We start from the raw sequence: 20,035 nt of genomic DNA, 5'->3' as shown, positions 1-20,035 counted from the left end.
ATCGCCGATGCAGGATTTAATGCTGCTAGCCCAGGACCCGACCGCCTGGGTCGCCCTCATAACACTGGTTGTCATGGAGGTGGTTCTCGGCATCGATAACCTGATCTTCATTTCCATCCTGACCAACAAGCTGCCGCCGGAACACCGCGAAAAGGCCCGCCGCATCGGTATCGGCCTGGCGCTCGTCATGCGGCTCGCGCTGCTCGGCACCGTCGCCTGGATCGTCAAGCTGACCACGCCGGTCTTCGAGGTTTTCGGGCATGGTTTCTCCTGGAAGGACCTGATCCTGATTGCCGGCGGCCTGTTCCTGGTCTGGAAGGCGACCAAGGAAATTCATCACAGCGTCGATCCGAGCGACCACGGCGAGGATTTCATCGCCTCTTCGGCAATCAACAGCTTCGGCGCGGCGATCGGCCAGATCCTGCTGCTCGATCTGGTCTTCTCCGTCGACAGCATCATCACCGCGGTCGGCATGACGCCGCACCTGCCGATCATGGTCATCGCCGTTCTGGCGGCGGTCGCAGTGATGCTGCTTGCCGCCAACCCGCTTGCCAACTTCATCGAGAAGAACCCGACGATCGTCATGCTGGCCCTCGCCTTCCTCCTGATGATCGGCACGACGCTGATTGCCGAAGGCATGGGCCTGCATGTGCCGAAGGGCTACATCTACGCGGCCATGGCGTTTTCAGCCCTGGTCGAGGTTCTCAACATGGTGGCGCGCAACGCGCGACTGCGAAAGAAGAACGCCGGCAAGCCGCACTGACCGGCTGCCGTTTCCAATCGATGAAAAGGCGGAGCGCGATGCTCCGCCTTTTTGCTTGCGGGCGTCTTGTTTGTCGAATTGACGAAAAAGGCCTGCATCCCCGGGAAACCCGGGGATGCAGGCCAGCTTGCTGCGGGGCGTTGGCGAGACCGCGCGCCGGACAGGTAAGGGAGCTCGACTGCCGTTTCGTTGGCCGCGGGAAGAAATCGGAAAAATTCCCGCGTTCTCCACCTCCGTCATGTCCGATTGGCACAGCGCGCGCCTCCCAGTTGAAAAACGTCCGAGACGGACGATCGTTCCCCTTGCCACCCTGGCGTCAGGCGTCAGGCATCGGGGCGGTGGCCGATTTCCACCAGGATGTTGCCGGGGATGACGACGTAGAAGACGTATGCGCCATGCCGCTCTTCCGGCTCGCTCATACGCATACCGGTCGGCAGGATGCGCCGGTAGGCCTCCTCGACCTGCAACCTCTCGGGCAGCAGGAAGCCGACATGATAGGTCTGGGCGCCAAGAGTGACCTGGTCGCCACCGCCCTGCCTTGCGATCGGCGGGCTGATCACCAGCACCATGCCGGCACCGTCGGTCAGGCGGTAGAAGGCATCCTTGCCGCGCCTTTCGACCAGTGCGAAGCCGAGATGGTCGATGAAGAACGTCGCTGTTTCGGCAACGACGGGGCTGTGAAGATCGAGATGGTTCAGTCGCATGTGCAGTCTCCGTGTTTGAGAAACGCGGCGGACTGCGTCTGATCCGGATACACCCCGCCGCGGACCGATGCGGATGCATCGGAACCACGCCGCGGGTTCGAACGATCAGGTTCGAGCAGAGCTTCGCAAAGGCCAGGAAAGCCTTTCGAAGGGACCGGGCTTACCATATCCGGTCCTGCCTTTTTCGACGGGGAAATGTCTAGCGCGGGCGCCGGACGCCGGCAAGATCCCAGCGATCAGTTCTTCTCCGCCTCCGGATCCCCCTTCTGCAGCTCCTGCAGATAGACGTCGAGGCGGTCGAACTTCTCTTCCCAGAAGCGCCGGTAGCTGTCGAGCCAGCTGTTGATGTCGCGCAAGGGCGCGGCTTCGAGCCGGCAGGGACGCCATTGCGCCTCGCGGCCGCGGCTGATCAGGCCGGCGCGCTCGAGGACCTTCAGGTGCTTGGACACGGCCGGCAGGCTCATCTCGAACGGCTCCGCCAGTTCGCCGACCGAGGCCTCGCCGAGCGAAAGCCGGGCAAGGATCGCCCTGCGCGTGGGGTCGGCAAGGGCTGAGAGCGTGGTCGACAGGCGATCTTCATGCATTTCCTAAAAAACCCTTTAGTTAAATAACCTCTCGGTTCAATATTACCCGCCACCGGCGGTGTCAACAAAAACCCGCGTGATCCACTTTCCGTTGACATGCTCCATGTTCTATGGTCTCACGCGAGCCGACTGGAATAGCCCGCCGATACCGCTGGTGCGGCACCCCTACGGGCCTTTCCTTCCCATAAAATGCGCGCCCGGCGGCCGGACTTGTCTTCCGGCAAGGGGCGAGAAGCACGTAAAACGGGCAAAGACCATGGCAGATTCAGCAGTTCGGGTACGCATCGCACCCTCCCCCACCGGCGAGCCGCATGTCGGCACCGCCTATATCGCACTGTTCAACTATCTCTTCGCAAAGAAGCACGGTGGCACCTTCATCCTCCGGATCGAGGATACCGATGCCACGCGCTCGACGCCGGAGTTCGAGCAGAAGGTGCTGGATGCGCTGAAATGGTGCGGGCTGGAATGGTCGGAAGGCCCCGATGTCGGCGGCCCCTATGGGCCCTACCGCCAGAGCGACCGCAAGGACATCTATCTCGACTACGTGCGCCAGATCGAAAAGAACGGCCACGGGTTCCGCTGTTTCTGCACGCCCGAGCGGCTGGAGCAGATGCGCGAAGCGCAGCGAGCCGCCGGCAAGCAGCCGAAATATGATGGCCACTGCCTGACGCTTTCCGCCGAGGAAGTGACGAGCCGCGTCGATGCCGGCGAGCCGCATGTCGTGCGCATGAAGATCCCGACCGAGGGTTCCTGCAAGTTCACCGACGGCGTCTACGGCGACGTCGAAATCCCGTGGGATTCGGTCGACATGCAGGTCCTGCTCAAGGCCGACGGCATGCCGACCTACCACATGGCAAACGTCGTCGACGACTATCTGATGAAGATCACCCACGTCGCGCGCGGCGAGGAGTGGCTGGCCTCGGTTCCCAAGCACATCCTGATCTATCAGTATCTCGGCCTGACGCCGCCGGTGTTCATGCACCTGTCGCTGATGCGCAATGCCGACAAGTCGAAGCTGTCGAAGCGCAAGAACCCGACCTCGATCTCCTATTATTCGGCGCTCGGCTATCTGCCGGAAGCGTTGATGAACTTCCTCGGCCTGTTCTTCATCCAGATCGCCGAAGGCGAAGAGCTGATGACGATGGCCGAGCTTGCCGAAAAGTTCGACCCGGACAACCTGTCGAAGTCCGGCGCGATCTTCGACATCCAGAAGCTCGACTGGCTGAACGGCCGCTGGATCCGCGAGAAGCTGAGCGACGACGAATTCCTCGGCCGGGTTCTCGCCTGGGCGTCGGAAAACGATCGCCTGAAGCAGGGCCTGAAGCTGTCGCAGTCGCGCATCTCCAAGCTCGGCGAATTGCCGGCTCTTGCCGACTTCCTGTTGAAGTCCGACCTCGGTCTCGAACCCTCGGCCTTCGCCAAGATCAAGTCGAGCCCGGAAGAACTGGTCGAGATCTTCAACACGGTCCAGCCGGACCTGGAAAAGATCCTCGAATGGAACAAGGAAACGATCGAGGCGGAACTGCGCGCCATCGCCGACCGCATGGGCAAGAAGCTCAAGGTCGTGCTGGCGCCGCTGTTCGTCGCGGTTTCCGGCTCGTCGCGCTCCCTGCCGCTCTTCGACAGCATGGAACTGCTCGGCCGCTCGGTCGTGCGCCAGCGCTTGAAGGTTGCGGGCCAGGTCGCCGCCTCGATGGCCGGCAGCGGAAAGTAAGGACAGGACGATGAACGACAAGACCGAGACAACAGCCCTCTCCTCCGACGTGACGGAAGTGCGCGCGCAGAAGCTGAAGCTGCTGCGCGAACAGATCGGCGACGTCTATCCGGCGCATTTCCACCGCACGATGACCAATGCCGAACTGGCAGCGAAATACGAAAGCCTCGAGCTCGACACCGAGACGCAGGACGTCGTCACGGTCGCCGGTCGCGTCTACTCGTCGCGCAACTCCGGCATGTTCATGGACATCCATGACGCCTCCGGCAAGATCCAGATCTTCAGCCACAAGGACACCACGCCGGAAGACGCGCGTGCACTGCTGCCGATGATCGACATCGGCGACATCATCGGCGTCACCGGCGTCGTACGCCGCACCAAGCGCGGCGAGCTGACGATCAACGCCCAGGCGATCACAATGCTGACGAAGTCGCTGCTGCCGATGCCCGAGAAGTGGCATGGCCTCTCCGACATCGAGCTGCGCTACCGCAAGCGCCACCTCGACATCATGACCAACGAGGAATCCAAGCTCCGCTTCCAGCAGCGCAGCAGGATCGTCTCGGGCATCCGCCGCTTCATGGAAGACGACGGCTTCATGGAAGTCGAAACCCCGATGCTGCATTCGGTCTACGGTGGCGCCACGGCCGAACCGTTCAAGACCCACCACAACACGCTGAAGCTCGACATGTACCTGCGCATCGCGCCGGAACTGTACCTGAAGCGCACGCTGGTATCGGGCCTGACCGACAAGGTGTTCGAGATCAACCGCAACTTCCGCAACGAAGGCGTGTCGACGCGGCATAATCCCGAGTTCACCATGATGGAGTGCTACTGGGCCTATGCCGACTACGAGGACATCATGGACCTCGTCGAGCGGCTGTTTGAGAAGCTCGCTCTGTCGATCCACGGCTCGACCGAATTCATGTTCGGCGACAAGGAAATCTCCTTCAAGGGTCCGTTCCGTCGCGTGCCGATGCCGGATGCCGTCAAGGAAGCGACCGGCATCGACTTCCTGGCGATGAAGACCGACGAGGAAGCCCGCGTTGCCGCCAAGGCAGCCGGTTTCGAAGTCGAGAAGGACTGGACCTGGGGCGAGTGCCTCGCCTTCGTCTTCGAAGAGAAGGTCGAGCCGACGCTGATCCAGCCGTCGCACGTCACCCATTTCCCGAAGGACATCTCGCCCTTTGCCAAGGAAGTTCCGGGCGAACCGCGCCTCGTCGAGCGTTTCGAGACCTATTGCAACACCTGGGAACTCGGCAACGCGTTTTCCGAGCTCAACGATCCGGAAGAGCAGCGCGCCCGCATGGTCGAGCAGCTGGAGCAGGCGCATGCGCGCGGCGAAAAGGCCAAGCAGCTCGACGACGAGTTCCTTGATGCCATCGACCAGGGCATGCCGCCGGCAGGTGGCCTCGGCATCGGCGTCGACCGCCTGATCATGCTGCTCACCAACGCGCCATCGATCCGCGACATCATCCTGTTCCCGGCGCGCCGCAACAAGGCCGATTGATCAGCGCCGCGATGGCATGAAACAAAAAGCCCGGCGCGATTGCGGCGGGCTTTTTTCGTTGGCTATGTCATTCGATTGCGCAAACAATCCGTCAGTGGCCGGCCGGCGCCTCGGCGCTTTCGGCTTTCGGCTCCGCCGCTGCGGCCTCGGTCACGACCTCGCCGGCCTCGGCAACGGCATTGGGGTCGACGCAGGGCGAACGATCTTCCATGCCGGCCATCATGTCGCGGATGTCGCCAACGGAAAGATCGACCGTGCTGCCGTGAAAGAAACCGGCGGAGTTTGCCGTGCCTTTATTGTAGGACGCCCGAAACGGTTGATCCATGCCCGGAACGCTTTGCGGGCCCGGTGCGAACAGCACCTGCGCCCCGATCGCGGCGCCACGGACCTCGGCCCGCAATTCCGGCCCGGCGGCATCCAGAACGACGACCTGGTAGAGATCGGCCTTCTCTGACTTGGAGAGCGCACCGACGACGCGCAATGCCGTGCGCATGCGCGCTTCGCCATCGGCCCGATCGGTCTTGATATGCATGCGAACCCAGCGTTGGCCGTGATGACCGAGCTTGATTGTTCGCACGAGCGTGCATTCGAGACCGGAGGTGGCGGGCTTGGACATGCGCTCCATCAGCGCGTCGCGGCCGACATAGACGGCCGCTGCACCTGAAGCCGCCGACACCCCGAAGGCCGCGACAAGAATGACGAGCAACCGCTTGGACGGGCGCAACTTGCCGAGAATAGCCTTCAAGAGAGTGGCTCCACTGTCACAACAGGAACTGAAACAAGGCCCGAAGGCGCCTGCCAAGGATAGGCGCGCGACCTTTCGGAAAGTTTAAGCGGCCGCAGCCGGCTTGTGATCGAAAACAACACAGAGTGAGCCAGGGCCTTTTCCCGCTTGCGGTCGGGGAAATGCGGCTCTGATCGATCCACGATTGACTTTCGCAGGCATCTTGCCTCCATTGCGACCCGTCAAACGCAAGAAAAAGAAAAGAAGGACACATGCACAAGGTTATCTTTGATACGGATCCGGGCATCGACGATGCGATGGCCCTCCTCTTCCTTCACCGCCATCCGGATATCGATCTCATCGGCATCACCACGGTCTTCGGCAACGCCTCGGTCGAAACGACGACCCGCAATGCGCTGTTCCTGAAGCGCGAGTGGGGCATCCAGGCGCCGGTGGCAAAGGGTCTCGACAAGACCTTCAATCCGGACCGGCCGCATGTCGGCTGGCCGACCTTCATCCACGGCGACGACGGCCTCGGCAACATCGACGTGCCCGAGACGATCGACCTGCCGGTCGATCCGCGTGCCGCCCACCGCTTCATCATCGACACCGTTCGCGCCAATCCCGGCGAAGTGACGCTGGTTGCCGTCGGTCGCATGACCAACCTGGCGCTGGCGCTGCGCGAGGATCCCGACTTTGCGCCGCTGGTGCGCGAAGTGGTGATCATGGGCGGCGCCTTCGACGTCAACGGCAACATCACGCCGGCTGCCGAAGCCAACATCCATGGCGATCCCGAGGCTGCCGACGTCGTCATGACGGCACCCTGGCCGGTCACCGTCGTCGGTCTCGACGTCACCACCAAGACGGTGATGACCAAGTCGATGCTCGCCGACATCGCCGCGCGCGGCGGCGCACCGGCAAAGCTGCTTTCGGACATCTCGCAATTCTACATCACCTTCTACGAACAGCACGTGCCCGACGGCATGGTGGTGCATGACAGCTGCGCCTGCGCCTATGTCGTGGCGCCGGATCTGTTCAAGGTGCGCAGTGGCGTCATCCGCGTCGTCTGTGGCGGCATTGCCGACGGCCAGACGATCCAGAAGCCCGACAGCCGGCTGTTCCCGCCGAGCCCGTGGGACCAGCTGCCGAGCCAGAAGGCCTGCGTCGATATCGACGCGGCCGGAACGCTGAAGCTGATCGGCGACACGCTGGCGCTGAACGGCTGAAGCCGTCTCGGATGGATCGGCCACACCGACCGTTCGAAAAACTTTGCGGCGACGGCTGGCGGATCCCTTTCCGCCAGCTATCTCTAAGGGCATGAAACCGGACGCCCTGCTCTATCCCGCCCCGAAAGGTCTCTATTGCGAGATCGGGGATTTCTACATCGACCCGGTGCAACCGGTCGACCGCGCGCTGATCACCCACGGCCATTCCGACCATGCACGCTCCGGCCACGGCCAGGTACTCGCCACCCGCGAAACCCTCGACATCATGCGCATCCGCTACGGCGAAGACTTTTGCGGCACGAGCCAGGCCGCGACGCTCGGCGAGACGATCGACGTCAACGGTGTGACCGTGCGTTTCCACCCGGCCGGCCATGTTCTCGGCTCGGCGCAGATCGCGGTCGAGGCCCGGGGCACGCGCATCGTCGTCTCGGGCGACTACAAGCGACGGCGAGACCCGACCTGCCTCCCCTTCGAGCCGGTCGCCTGCGACGTTTTCATCACCGAAGCCACCTTCGGCCTGCCGGTCTTCCACCATCCCGACGACCGCACCGAGATGCAGCGGCTTCTGGCATCGCTCAAACAGTTCCCCGAGCGCACCCATGTGGTCGGCGCCTATGCGCTCGGCAAAGCGCAGCGCGTGATCGCCCTTCTGCGCGAGCAGGGCTATGATGCGCCGATCTTTATTCACGGCGCCCTGCAGCGGCTCTGCGATTACTATCGCGGCGAAGGCATCGACCTTGGCGAATTGCGACCGGCGACGCTCGCCGCCGACGAGAAGCAGGATTTTGCCGGCACCATCGTCATCGGGCCGCCCTCTGCCTTTGCCGACCGCTGGGCCCGGCGCTTCGTCGATCCGCTGGCCATCTTCGCCTCGGGATGGATGATGATCCGGCAGCGGGCCAAGCAGCGCGGCGTGGAGCTGCCGCTGGTCATCTCCGACCATTGCGACTGGCCGGAGCTGACGCAGACGATCCGCGAGATCGGCCCGGCGCAGGTCTGGGTCACGCACGGGCGCGAAGAGGCGCTGGTGCGCTGGTGCGAGCTTCAGGGTATCGCTGCGCGACCGTTGCATCTCGTCGGCTACGACGACGAGGGGGAATGAGCAATGAAGGCCTTCGCCGAACTGCTCGACCGCCTCGTGCTGACCCCGCAGCGCAACGCCAAGATCCGGCTTCTGGCGGACTACTTCCGATCCGCGCCCGATCCGGACCGCGGCTATGCGCTGGCGGCGATCGCCGGCACCCTGTCGCTCGCCACCGTCAAGCCGGCGATGATCCGCGACTTGCTGCTCGAGCGCATGGACGAGGTGCTGTTTCGCTATTCCTACGATTACGTCGGGGACCTCGCCGAGACCGTATCACTGGTCTGGGAGCCGCCCGAAGGCGTGGTGCCAGACGACATTCCGCTTGGCGACGCCATCGACAAGCTGCAGACGACCGGCCGCGCCCATGTGCGTGGCGTCGTTCGCGACATGCTCGACCGGCTCGACACCCCGGCGCGCTTCGCCTTCCTGAAACTGGTGACCGGCGGCCTGCGCATCGGCGTCTCCGCCAAGCTCGCCAAACAGGCACTGGCCGAAATGGGTGGCAAGGATGTCACCGAGATCGAGACCCTCTGGCATGGGCTGGCGCCGCCCTATCTCCCGCTCTTCCGCTGGCTTACCGGTGAGGCGGAGAGGCCGGTTCTGTCGACACCCGCCGTCTTCCATTCGGTGATGCTGGCAACGCCGGTCGGCGAAGGCGACCTCGATGGGCTTGACCCCAAGGATTTTGCCGCCGAATGGAAATGGGACGGCATCCGCGTGCAGCTTGCCAATATCGGCGGCACCAAAAGGCTCTATTCGCGCAGCGGCGACGAAATCTCCGGCGCCTTTCCCGACGTGCTGGAGGCGGCCGATTTCTCCGGCATCATCGACGGCGAACTGCTGGTCGGCGGCACGGCTCGCACTAACCGCGCCACCCGGACCTTTTCCGACCTGCAACAACGGCTCAACCGCAAGACCGTCAGCCGCAAGATGCTCGACGAATACCCTGCCTTCATCCGCGCCTATGACGTGCTCTTTTCCGATGAAGTCGATGTGCGAGGGGAACACTTCCTGGCAAGGCGGGCGCTTTTGAGCGAACTGGTGGCGAGCGCCTCGCCGCAGCATTTCGACCTGTCGCCGCTCGTGCCGTTTTCCTCCTGGGAAGAGCTCGACCAGATGCGGTCCGATCCGCCCGATCCCGTCATCGAGGGCATCATGCTGAAGCGGCTGGATTCGCCCTATACGGCCGGTCGCGCCAAGGGGCCATGGTTCAAGTGGAAGCGCGCGCCGTTCAATGTCGACGCCGTGCTGATGTATGCCCAGCGCGGCCACGGCAAGCGCTCCAGCTACTACTCCGATTTCACCTTCGGCGTCTGGACCGAGATCGACGGCAAGGAAACGCTGGTGCCGGTGGGAAAGGCCTATTTCGGCTTCACCGATGCCGAGCTCGAAATTCTCGACCGCTTCGTCAGGGACAATACCACCGAACGTTTCGGCCCGGTCCGGGCGGTCAGGGCAGAGCCGGCCTTCGGCTTCGTCGTCGAGGTCGCCTTCGAGGGCCTCAACCGCTCGACGCGGCACAAGTCCGGCGTCGCCATGCGCTTTCCCCGCATTGCCAGGCTGCGGCAGGACAAGCTCCCCCACGAGGCCGACCGGCTCGAAACCCTGCAGGCGATGATCGAGAGCAAATCGTGATCGAAAACCGGGAACCGTCGGGCCCGGCTGGCGTTTGATTAACTCGAACGCACGCAAGGAGATGCGACATGCCGGCAAAATCCAAGGCACAGCAGAAGGCGGCCGGCGCAGCGCTTGCCGCCAAACGCGGAGACATGAAGAAATCCGAACTCAAGGGCGCCTCGCGCGAGATGGAAAAATCCATGACGGAAGGCGAACTTGAAGATCTCGCCGCAACCAAGCGCAAGAAACTGCCCGAGCGGACGACGGATAAATGAGCATAGCCGAACATAAAAGCCGAAACTAAAACAACAAATATTAACACCAGTTTGGGATCATCCCGGTTGTTCGCAATCCTTTTGACGCCGCCGGGGTGATCTTGTGCCTGCCAGACATGCCCTCCATCTCGGAAGAAAGAAACTTTCCGGGGTTCTGACGCCGAATTACCTTCCCGCGATCATCGCCACCTTCGTCGTTCTTGTGGCGGGCATCCTTGCAGACAATCAGAACCAGGTGGTCTCGGAAGCGCGCGTGCGCTCGCAGGTTGCCAGCGAACTCAACCCGATCCGCTCCAAGCTCGAAGCCGGCATCAACGGCAATATCCAGCTCGTGCGCGGTCTGATCGGCACCATCGTGACCGAACCGGCCATGAGCCAGGAGCGCTTCTCCGCCCTTTCCCGCAGCATCTTCACCGAGCGCTCGCAGCTGCGCAGCATCGCCGCAGCCCCCAACCTGGTCGTGCGCATGGCCTATCCGCTGCAGGGCAACGAGAAGGCGATCGGTCTCGACTACCGCAAGAACGACGCGCAACGCGCCGCCGTGTTCAAGGTCAGGGACACGGGCAAGATGGTGCTCGCCGGTCCGGTCGATCTGGTGCAGGGCGGCCGCGGGCTGATCGGCCGGTTTCCCGTCTCGATCGACGCCGGCGGCGGCAGCAATCGCTTCTGGGGGATCGTGTCGGCCGTCATCGACGTCGATCGTCTCTACAACGACAGCGGCCTACGCTCATCCAAGCTGGGCATCGACATCGCGATTACCGGGCGCGATGGCACCGGCAGCGGTGGTGCCGCCTTCTTCGGCGATGCCAGGATATTCGATAACGCCCCGGTGGAGATGACGGTCCTTTTGCCCGGCGGCTCGTGGCATATCGCTGCCGTGCCCAAGGGCGGCTGGCCGCAGACGGCGCGCAACGCCTGGCTTATCCGCGCACTGATTATCGCCGGCGGCCTGATGATCGTCCTGCCGATGCTGTTGACCGGCCGATTGATGAGCGAGCGGCAAAACAACATTCGCGCCCTCAGGCAGAGCAAGGCGCAATTGCAGGAGCTGTCGCATCGCCTGAAGATCGCGCTCGATACGTCGCAGATCGGCATCTGGGAACTCGATATCGAGAGCGGCAAGCTGCTTTGGGACGAGCGGATGAAGGAGCTCTACGGCAAAAGCGGCTCGCTTCGCAAAACCTATGACGATTGGAAGACCACCCTGCATCCGGACGATGTCGCCCGAGCCGAACAGGAGTTCGCGCAAGCGCTTCTTGCCGACGCCGCCTACAATTCCGAGTTTCGGGTGCAATTGCCTGACGGCACCCTTCGCCATATTCGTGCGGTCGGCTCCGTCTATAGCGGTGCCGACGGCCGCAGGAAGCTCGTCGGCGTCAACTGGGACGTCACCGCCGACATCACGACCCGCGCGACGCTGTCGGAAGCCAAGCGCCAGGCAGAGGCGCACAGCGCCGAGCTGGAAGCGGCCCGCCATCGCATGGAATTCAACGCCCTGCACGACCCGCTGACCGGCTTGCCCAACCGGCGTTTTCTCGATCAGGTGCTGGCGGACAGGAGCCACCACTTCGACGAGCAAGCAAGGCTCAGCATCTTCCATATGGACCTCGACCGCTTCAAGCAGATCAACGATACGCTCGGACATGCCGCCGGCGACGAGATCCTGCGCCATGCGGCCGCCTTGCTGCGCGCCAACGCCAAGGAGAGGGACTTCGTCGCCCGCATCGGTGGCGACGAATTCGTCATCGTCCGCCCGGAGGACAGTGCCGAGCCCGACGCGCGGCTCGCGTCCTCGATCATCGAGGCGATGAGCGTTCCGGTTCGCTACAAGGATCAGGAGTGCCGCATCGGCGTCAGCATCGGCATTGCAGCGCAGTCTGCGCCTGCCGACGACCTGGCGCAGATCCTCGTCAATGCCGATATCGCCCTCTACGAAGCCAAGCGCCGCGGCCGCAACCGGCATGAAACCTTCACGGGCGACCTTAAGACCGCCGTTTTCAAGACCAAGCAGACCGCCGACGAGATCCTTCGCGGCCTGGAGCACAAGGAATTCATCGCGCATTTCCAGCCGCAGTTCTGCCCCCGGACCCTCGAAGTCATCGGCGTCGAGGCGCTGGCGCGCTGGGATCATCCGACCAAGGGTCTGCTCGGGCCGCACACCTTCCTCAAGACCGCCGAGGACATCAACGTGGTCGCCTCCATCGACCAGCTGATCCTGGAGCAGGCGCTGTTCCAGATCTACCGCTGGCAAGCCAATGGCATCCATATCCCGAAGGTCTCGGTCAACCTGTCCTATGCCCGCCTTCACGACGAGGGGCTGATCGACCGTCTCGAGCAGTTGCAGATCCCGCCGGGTCGCCTGTCCTTCGAACTCCTGGAATCGATCTCCTTCGACGAAAGCGACGTCACGGTGCTGTCGAACATTCGGCGCATCAAGGAACTCGGCATCGACATCGAGATCGACGATTTCGGCACCGGCTATGCCTCGATCCTCAGCCTGCTGAAACTGACGCCGCGTCGCCTGAAGATCGATCGGCAGCTCATTCTGCCAATCCTGGATTCGCCTGCGGAAAAACGCCTTGTCGAATCGATCATCGACATCGGCACGTCGCTCGGCATCGAAGTGATCGCCGAGGGCGTGGAGACGCGCCAGCATGCCCGCATTCTGCAAGAGCTCGGTTGTCACGGCCTCCAGGGCTACGCCTTTGCCCGACCGATGAGCGCCAACGATCTCGCCACCTTCATCTTCGAGCGCAGGTGGCAGGCGGCCTGACATCGCCGCGACCCACCCGCCGCAGCTCGACGCGTGGCCGGGGTGGTCGAAAATGACGCATTCTCACATTTTTCCGGTCTTCGAGGCTTGGCAGCCCCCGGTAAAATCGTCATAAAAACATACGGCTGTCACCGCTATGCGGATCATGACGGCGTCGTCTGCGACCGTTGCATCGGCGATGGTCCTCAAGGGGCTTCGGCACCCAATTTCCATGATGCCCAAGAGAAGGGAACGGTACGATCGAATACGCGGGGAAATTGCTTTCTGTCTTCATCCTAGCCCCGTTCGCGGGAAGCCTCATTGCAATCTTCTTTCCGCCCGATCAACGCGGCGCAACGGCCTGGTTCGCAGGCGCGATCGCGCTTCTCTGCTTCCTGGTTGCAGCCTGTCTCTATCCTTTCGTGACATCAGGCGGGGTCCTGCGCTACGAACTGGCCTGGATACCGGAGCTCGGTCTCAATTTCACCTTGAGGATGGACGGCTTTGCCTGGCTGTTCACGGTGCTGGTGACGGCGATCGGCGTGCTCGTCGTGCTCTACGCCCGCTATTACATGGCGGCCGAGGATCCGGTCCCGCGCTTCTTCTCCCTGTTCCTTGCCTTCATGGGGTCGATGCTCGGCGTCGTGCTTTCCGGCAATCTGATCCTGCTTGCGGTCTTCTGGGAGCTGACAAGCATCGTCTCCTTCCTGCTCATCGGCTATTGGCACCATAACGCCCACGCCCGCGACGGCGCGCGCATGGCGCTGACGATGACCGGCATGGGCGGGCTCTGCATGCTCGTCGGCCTGTTGATCATGGGCCGGATCGTCGGCAGCTATGACCTCGACGTCGTGCTCGCCTCCGGCGACATGATCCGCGAACACCCGCTCTATCTGGCAACCCTGGTCCTCATTCTTCTTGGAGCCTTGACCAAGAGCGCCCAGTTTCCGTTCCATTTCTGGCTGCCGCACGCCATGGCGGCGCCCACCCCCGTTTCGGCCTATCTGCATTCGGCGACGATGGTGAAGGCAGGCGTGTTCCTGCTCGTGCGATTCTGGCCGGTCATGGCCGGCACCGAAGCTTGGTTCTGGATCGTCGGCCTCGCCGGGCTGACGACGCTGCTTCTCGGCGCCTATTTCGCCATCTTCCAGCAGGACCTGAAGGGGCTGCTCGCCTATTCGACCATCAGCCACCTCGGTTTGATCACGGTGCTGCTCAGCCTCGGCAGCCCGCTGGCTGCCGTCGCCGCGGTCTTCCACATCGTCAATCACGCCACCTTCAAGGCATCGCTGTTCATGGCGGCCGGCATCATCGACCATGAAACCGGCACCCGCGACATGCGCAAGCTCGGCGGATTGATACGCTACATGCCCGGCACCGCCATGCTGGCCATGGTCGCAAGCGCCGCCATGGCGGGCGTGCCGTTGTTGAACGGCTTCATCTCCAAGGAAATGTTCTTCGCAGAGGCGATCGAGACGCATCAGGCCAATCTGCTCGATACGATCACGCCCTATGTCGCGACGCTTGCGGGCATGTTTGCCGTCACCTACTCATTGCGCTTCATTCACAGCGTCTTCTTCGGCAAGACACCGAGCGACATGCCGAAGATCCCGCACGAGCCGCCGCGCTGGATGCGCGCGCCGATCGAGTTTCTGGTGCTCGCCTGCCTCGTCGTCGGCATCATCCCTGCGATCACCATCGGCCCGTTCCTGCACACCGCCGTCGTATCGGTCCTCGGTGCCAGCACGCCGCAATACAGCCTTTCGGTCTGGCATGGCTGGAACCTGCCGCTGATCATGAGCTTCGTGGCGCTTCTCGGCGGCATCGGTCTCTATTTCCTGATGCGCAACTATCTCGCGACCAGCACCGAAGGCCCGCCGGTCTTCCGCCTGCTGCACGGCCAGCGCATCTTCGAGCGCGTGCTGGTGACGCTCTCGTGGAAATGGGCGCGCTGGCTCGAACAGCGGCTCGGCACCCGTCGGCTGCAGCCGCAGATGCGCTTCCTCGTCTTCGTCGCGATCCTCGCCGGCGCCTTGCCGCTCTTGCTCAATCACTACCGACTGCCGGCACTTGTGGTGCGTGGCATCGATCCGGCCTTCGCGCTTCTCTGGGCGATCGGCATCGCCTGCGCTGTCGGGGCCGCCTATCAGGCGAAATTCCACCGGCTGGCAGCGCTGGTGCTTCTGGGCGGCGCCGGTCTCGTCACCTGCATCACCTTCGTCTGGCTGTCGGCGCCCGACCTTGCCGTTACCCAGTTGCTCGTCGAGATCGTCACCACGGTCCTGATCCTGCTCGGCCTGCGCTGGCTGCCAAAGCGCATCGAGGATACGCAGGAATCCGAACTCCTGTCGCTACGCGTCCGTCTGCGGCGCCTGCGCGACTTCGTGCTGGCGATCGTGGCCGGTGGCGGCGTGGCGCTGATCGCCTATACGGTGATGACCCGGCCGATGCCGGAAACGATCGCCAGCTATTTCCTCGAGCGCGCCTACAAGGAAGGCGGCGGCACCAACGTCGTCAATGTCATCCTCGTCGACTTCCGCGGCTTCGACACGCTCGGTGAAATCGCGGTGCTCGCGATCGTGGCGCTGACCGTGTTCGCGCTGCTGCTGCGCTTCCGCCCGCAGGCCGACAGCCTGGAGGCGCCGGAACAGCAGCAGGTCCAGAACGCCTTCGACGACGATCACCCCGACCGCGCCAAGGGCGACAGCGTCGCCGAATATCTGTTCGTGCCATCGGTGATCATGCGCTGGATGTTCCCGGTCAGCGGCATGCTGGCGGCCTATTTCTTCCTGCGCGGCCATGACCTGCCGGGCGGCGGCTTTGCCGCCGGTATCGCCATGTCGATCGGCTTCATCCTGCAGTACATGTCCGGCGGCACCCGCTGGGTCGAGGAACGTCTGCGCATCCACCCGCTGCGCTGGATGAGCATCGGCATCCTCGTTGCTGCGGCAACGGGCATCGGCTCATGGCTGTTCGGCTATCCGTTCCTGACGTCGCACGCGCAGTACCTCACCTTGCCGATCATCGGGAAGATCCCGCTCGCAAGCGCGATCTTCTTCGATCTCGGCGTCTTCTCGCTGGTGGTCGGAGCGACGGTGCTCATCCTGATTGCGCTCGCGCACCAGTCCATCCGCGCGCCGCGTGCCCATGCCCGCGCCCTTCGCGCCGCGAAGGAGGCGAAATAATGGAGCTCATCCTGTCTGCCGCCATCGGCGTGCTCACCGCCTCAGGCGTGTACCTGCTGCTCCGGCCGCGCACCTATCAGGTGATCATCGGCCTGTCGCTGCTCTCCTATGCCGTCAATCTCTTCATCTTCGGCATGGGCCGGCTGCGCGTAAACGCGCCTCCCATTCTCGAGCCCGGCGGCGTCGGCGATCTATCGCGCTATACCGATCCGGTGCCGCAGGCACTGGTGCTGACCGCCATCGTCATCGGCTTTGCCATGACGGCGCTCTTCCTCGTCGTGCTGCTCGCCTCGCGCGGCTTCACCGGCACCGACCATGTCGACGGAAGGGAGCAGCGCAGTGACTGATTGGCTGCACCACCTCATCATCCTGCCCATCCTCATACCGTTGATGGTGGGCGCGGCGATGATCCCGATCGACGAACGCAACCGCATGGCCAAGGGCGTCATGGGCTTCGTCTCGACGCTCGTCCTATTCCTGCTTTCCATGGCGCTGATGCGCGCGAGCGCATCGACCGAGGGCTTTCTCGCCGGCACCAGCGTCTACCAGCTCGGCAACTGGCCGGCACCCTTCGGCATCGTGCTGGTGCTCGACCGGCTGTCGGCGCTCATGCTGTGCCTGACGAGCGGACTGGCGCTCGCAGCCCAGGTCTATTCCATCGCCCGCTGGCACACCGCCGGCCATCACTTCCACTCGCTGTTCCAGCTTCTGATCGCCGGCCTCAATGGCGCGTTCCTGACCGGCGACCTGTTCAATCTCTTCGTCTTCTTCGAGATCATGCTGGCGGCATCCTATGGCCTCCTGCTGCACGGTTCCGGTCCGCTGCGCGTCAAGGCCGGGCTGCACTACGTCGCCATCAACCTTGCGGCGTCGTCGCTGTTCCTGATCGGCGTCAGCCTGATCTATGGCGCGACCGGCACGCTCAACATGGCCGACCTGGCCATCAAGCTTGCGACGATCTCGCCGGAAAACCGGCAGATGGTCGAAGTCGGCGCCGGCATCCTTGGCGTCGCCTTCCTGGTCAAGGCCGGCATGTGGCCCTTGAGTTTCTGGCTACCGACCGCCTATTCCGCGGCAACGCCGCCGGTAGCAGCCGTCTTCGCCGTGCTGACCAAGGTCGGCATCTACGTCATCCTGCGCCTGTCGCTGCTCGTCTTCGGTGCCAATGCCGGCGTTTCAGCGGGCTTCGGCCAGACGCTGCTGGTGATCGGCGGAATGCTGACGATCGCCTTCGGCGCGATCGGCGTGCTCGCCTCCCAGGCCATGGGTCGGCTTGCGGCCTATTCGGTCCTCGTCTCCTCGGGCACGTTGCTGGCGGCGATCGGCCTTGGGCATTCGAGCATGATTGCCGGCGCGCTGTTCTACCTCGTCAGCTCGACGCTGACGATCTCGGCCTTCTTCCTGCTGATCGAACTGGTTGAGCGCGGCCGCGACGCCGGTGCCGACGTTCTGGCGGTGACGATGGAGGCCTATGGTGACGCCGACGAGGATGAGGAAGTCGATGAAGCGGGCGCTGCCATCCCCGGCACCATGGCGGTGCTCGGCCTCTGCTTCTGCCTCTGCGCCCTTCTGCTCGCCGGCCTGCCGCCGCTTTCCGGTTTCGTTGCCAAGTTCGCGATCCTCAGCGGTCTCTTCGGCCTCTCCGGCGCCGAGCCGAGCCCGGCGCTTTCGGCCGCCGACTGGACCTACGTCACCCTGCTGATCCTGTCGGGCCTTTCCGCCATGATCGCGATGAACCGCGTTGGCATCCGCACCTTCTGGGCCTCGATCGAAAACACCGTGCCGCGGGTCTTCGTCATCGAGATCGCGCCGGTGGTGGTGCTGCTCGGCGCCTGCATCTTCCTGAGCCTGCAGGCGGGCCCGACGATGCGCTACATGCAGGCAACCGCGGATTCGCTGCTCAACCCATCGGGCTATACGGAGCGCGTGCTGACGGCACCGCGCATGGGAGGGCAGTAGCCGATGCGCACCTGGTTCCCCTATCCGCTTCTGTCGCTCGGCCTCCTCATCATCTGGATGCTGCTGAACCAGTCGGTCGCTCCCGGCACCATCGTCATGGGCACGATCCTCGGCGTGTCGCTCGCCTGGGTGACCCTGAAGCTGACGCCGGCCCGCTCGCATCCGCGCCGCATCCTGCTGATGCTGCGCTTCGGTGCCAGCGTGTTCGTCGACGTCATCCGCTCGAATATAGCGGTCGCCCTCGTCATCCTGCGCGCCGGCCGCCGTGCGCCAAATTCCGGCTTCCTGACGGTCGATATCGACATCGAGGATGAGAACGCGCTGGCGCTTCTCGCCTGCATCATGACCGCGACCCCCGGAACGGCCTGGCTCGAATATGATCGCGGCCGGAAATCGCTGCTTTTCCACGTGCTCGACATGGAGAACGAAGAGGTCTGGATCAACACGGTGAAGCGCTATGAGGCCGGTTTGAAGGAGATGTTCGCATGACGGTACTCGCCATCATCTGGTCGATTCTCGCAGCCCAGATCATGATCGGGCTTGCCATGGCGTTTGCGCTCTACCGTATGATCAAGGGACCGCGCGCCCAGGACCGCATTCTCGGCCTGGATACGCTCTATATCAACGCCATGCTGATGCTGCTGACCTTCGGTATCCGCACCGCCAACAGCATCTATTTCGAATCCGCGTTGATCGTGGCGCTGATCGGCTTCGTCTCGTCGATCGCCTTCGGCAAGTTCCTGATGCGCGGGGAGGTGATCGAATGAGCCATCTGACCGACCTTCCGACCTGGGCCGCCGTCATTGTCTGCGGGCTCGTTCTTCTCGGTGCCGCTATCGCCCTTGTCGGCTCGCTGGGCCTGCTGCGGCTGCCGGACTTTTACACTCGCCTGCATGCCCCGACGCTCGCCACCAGTGGCGGCGTCATCCTGATCTGCACGGCCTCCATGGTCTGCTTTGCCGTGCTGCAGAACCGTTGGGTGTTCCACGAAGTCCTGATCATCGTCTTCGTCATCATGACCACGCCGGTCACACTGATGCTGCTCGGCCAGGCCGCACTTTACCGTGACCGCGTCGAGGAACGCCGTGGCGTGCCGCTGAAGCAGAAGCCGCTTCCTGTCGAGACGCCGGAAGACGGCAAGGAATAAGGCTACTCGCGCCCTCTGAACCGCCGCTGATAGGCGGGATCGTAAAGCGAGCTTTCGCGGAAATCCGCAGCTTCGAGCCCCGGACCGACAAAGATCAGCGCCGTGCGCTCGATAGGCTCGTCGGCAACCTTTCCGGCGATCGTGCCGAGCGTGCCGCGCACGATCCGCTCATCGGGCCAAGACGCCTTGACGACGATGGCGACGGGGCATTCGGCGCCATAGAGCGGCGTCAGTTCCTCGACCACCTTATCGAGGGCATGGATGGCCAGATGGATGGCAAGTGTTGCGCCGGTGGCGCCGAAGCCGGCCAGCGTTTCGGTGTTCGGCATCGGCGAGGCGCGACCGGAAACGCGCGTCAGCACCAGGCTCTGGGCGACGGCCGGAATGGTCAATTCGCGGCCGAGTGCTGCGGCAGCGGCCGCGAAGGACGGAACGCCCGGCGTCATGGTGTAGCCGATGCCGTGTTTCTCCAGCCGACGGATCTGCTCGGCAACCGCGCTCCAGACGGAGAGATCGCCGGAATGCAGGCGAGCCACGTCCTCGCCAGCTTCATGAGCGCGCAGATATTCGGCCTCGATCTCGTCCAGCGACATCGGCGCGGTATCGACGATGCGCGCGCCGGGCGGGCAATATTGCAGGAGTTCCGGCGAGACGATCGATCCGGCGTAGAGGCAGACCGGGCAACGCCCGATCAGGTCGCGACCGCGAACCGTGATCAGATCCGCAGCCCCAGGGCCAGCGCCGATGAAATGTACCGTCATGTGTTTCTCCGCACTTTCCAGGTGCCGTTCACG

At 63.5% G+C, this 20,035-nt stretch carries 18 protein-coding genes; 14 read left to right on the top strand and 4 right to left on the bottom strand.

Translation table 11 applies throughout. The features are described from left to right. Positions 1-7 precede the first annotated feature (7 nt). A complete protein-coding gene (locus RTP54_RS30055) occupies positions 8-763 on the top strand; it encodes a TerC family protein (protein ID WP_112812019.1) in 756 nt (251 codons plus the stop codon). Between the two features lie 323 nt (positions 764-1,086). On the opposite strand, the gene RTP54_RS30050 is transcribed toward RTP54_RS30055, so the two are convergent. Both RTP54_RS30050 and RTP54_RS30045 read right to left on the bottom strand, forming a co-directional pair. Further along, on the bottom strand, positions 1,087-1,467 hold the full coding sequence (locus RTP54_RS30050; protein WP_112816022.1) for a VOC family protein: 381 nt from the start codon (positions 1,465-1,467) through the stop codon (positions 1,087-1,089). Between the two features lie 236 nt (positions 1,468-1,703). Then, on the bottom strand, positions 1,704-2,051 hold the full coding sequence (locus tag RTP54_RS30045) for an ArsR/SmtB family transcription factor (protein ID WP_112812017.1): 348 nt from the start codon (positions 2,049-2,051) through the stop codon (positions 1,704-1,706). Positions 2,052-2,307: 256 nt separating this feature from the next. On the opposite strand from RTP54_RS30045, the gene gltX reads away from it, so the two are divergent. After that, positions 2,308-3,765: a glutamate--tRNA ligase gene (gene gltX / locus RTP54_RS30040; RefSeq protein ID WP_112812016.1), complete on the top strand. Its 1,458-nt coding sequence runs from the start codon at positions 2,308-2,310 to the stop codon at positions 3,763-3,765. Between the two features lie 10 nt (positions 3,766-3,775). Continuing rightward, positions 3,776-5,272, top strand: coding sequence for a lysine--tRNA ligase (lysS, locus tag RTP54_RS30035; RefSeq protein WP_312367671.1), 1,497 nt, complete (start codon positions 3,776-3,778; stop codon positions 5,270-5,272). A gap of 91 nt (positions 5,273-5,363) precedes the next feature. On the opposite strand, the gene RTP54_RS30030 is transcribed toward lysS, so the two are convergent. Next, complete coding sequence (locus tag RTP54_RS30030) at positions 5,364-6,017, bottom strand: hypothetical protein (RefSeq protein ID WP_312367669.1); 654 nt, start codon at positions 6,015-6,017, stop codon at positions 5,364-5,366. A 251-nt stretch (positions 6,018-6,268) separates the two neighbouring features. Here RTP54_RS30030 and RTP54_RS30025 point away from each other — a divergent pair, with 251 nt between their 5' ends. From RTP54_RS30025 to mnhG, 11 genes are all read left to right on the top strand, one after another. Then, on the top strand, positions 6,269-7,222 hold the full coding sequence (locus RTP54_RS30025) for a nucleoside hydrolase (RefSeq protein WP_112812014.1): 954 nt from the start codon (positions 6,269-6,271) through the stop codon (positions 7,220-7,222). Positions 7,223-7,313: 91 nt separating this feature from the next. Continuing rightward, positions 7,314-8,324: a ligase-associated DNA damage response exonuclease gene (locus RTP54_RS30020; protein ID WP_312367667.1), complete on the top strand. Its 1,011-nt coding sequence runs from the start codon at positions 7,314-7,316 to the stop codon at positions 8,322-8,324. Between the two features lie 3 nt (positions 8,325-8,327). Further along, positions 8,328-9,941, top strand: coding sequence for a cisplatin damage response ATP-dependent DNA ligase (locus tag RTP54_RS30015; protein WP_312367665.1), 1,614 nt, complete (start codon positions 8,328-8,330; stop codon positions 9,939-9,941). A 68-nt stretch (positions 9,942-10,009) separates the two neighbouring features. Further along, complete coding sequence (locus RTP54_RS30010) at positions 10,010-10,198, top strand: DUF3008 family protein (protein WP_112812011.1); 189 nt, start codon at positions 10,010-10,012, stop codon at positions 10,196-10,198. Between the two features lie 103 nt (positions 10,199-10,301). Next, the gene (locus tag RTP54_RS30005) at positions 10,302-12,971 is read left to right on the top strand and encodes an EAL domain-containing protein (RefSeq protein ID WP_312367664.1); all 2,670 of its coding nucleotides are present in this window, start codon (positions 10,302-10,304) and stop codon (positions 12,969-12,971) included. Between the two features lie 257 nt (positions 12,972-13,228). Further along, positions 13,229-16,135, top strand: a complete 2,907-nt coding sequence (locus tag RTP54_RS30000) for a monovalent cation/H+ antiporter subunit A (protein ID WP_409517233.1) — start codon at positions 13,229-13,231, stop codon at positions 16,133-16,135. Further along, positions 16,135-16,482 carry a Na+/H+ antiporter subunit C gene (locus RTP54_RS29995; protein WP_112812008.1) on the top strand — a complete coding sequence of 116 codons (348 nt, stop codon included), beginning with the start codon at positions 16,135-16,137 and terminating at the stop codon, positions 16,480-16,482. The genes RTP54_RS30000 and RTP54_RS29995 overlap by 1 nt, the downstream gene beginning before the upstream one ends. After that, a complete protein-coding gene (locus RTP54_RS29990; RefSeq protein ID WP_162704221.1) occupies positions 16,451-18,094 on the top strand; it encodes a monovalent cation/H+ antiporter subunit D in 1,644 nt (547 codons plus the stop codon). The genes RTP54_RS29995 and RTP54_RS29990 overlap by 32 nt, the downstream gene beginning before the upstream one ends. A gap of 3 nt (positions 18,095-18,097) precedes the next feature. Further along, positions 18,098-18,583, top strand: a complete 486-nt coding sequence (locus RTP54_RS29985; protein ID WP_112812006.1) for a Na+/H+ antiporter subunit E — start codon at positions 18,098-18,100, stop codon at positions 18,581-18,583. Beyond that, positions 18,580-18,861 carry a K+/H+ antiporter subunit F gene (locus tag RTP54_RS29980; RefSeq protein ID WP_112812005.1) on the top strand — a complete coding sequence of 94 codons (282 nt, stop codon included), beginning with the start codon at positions 18,580-18,582 and terminating at the stop codon, positions 18,859-18,861. The genes RTP54_RS29985 and RTP54_RS29980 overlap by 4 nt, the downstream gene beginning before the upstream one ends. Further along, complete coding sequence (mnhG, locus tag RTP54_RS29975; RefSeq protein WP_112812004.1) at positions 18,858-19,241, top strand: monovalent cation/H(+) antiporter subunit G; 384 nt, start codon at positions 18,858-18,860, stop codon at positions 19,239-19,241. Before RTP54_RS29980 ends, mnhG begins: the two co-directional genes overlap by 4 nt. A 2-nt stretch (positions 19,242-19,243) precedes the next feature. Here mnhG and cobM read toward each other — a convergent pair whose 3' ends face one another. Continuing rightward, positions 19,244-20,002: a precorrin-4 C(11)-methyltransferase gene (gene cobM / locus RTP54_RS29970; protein WP_312367659.1), complete on the bottom strand. Its 759-nt coding sequence runs from the start codon at positions 20,000-20,002 to the stop codon at positions 19,244-19,246. Positions 20,003-20,035: the final 33 nt, after the last annotated feature.

This window comes from Ensifer sp. (assembly GCF_031989085.1).
In the GTDB taxonomy this organism is placed as follows: Bacteria; Pseudomonadota; Alphaproteobacteria; order Rhizobiales; family Rhizobiaceae; genus Ensifer.
The sequence above is the reverse complement of the archived record's forward strand: the minus strand, read 5'-3'. Positions and strand labels throughout refer to the sequence as shown.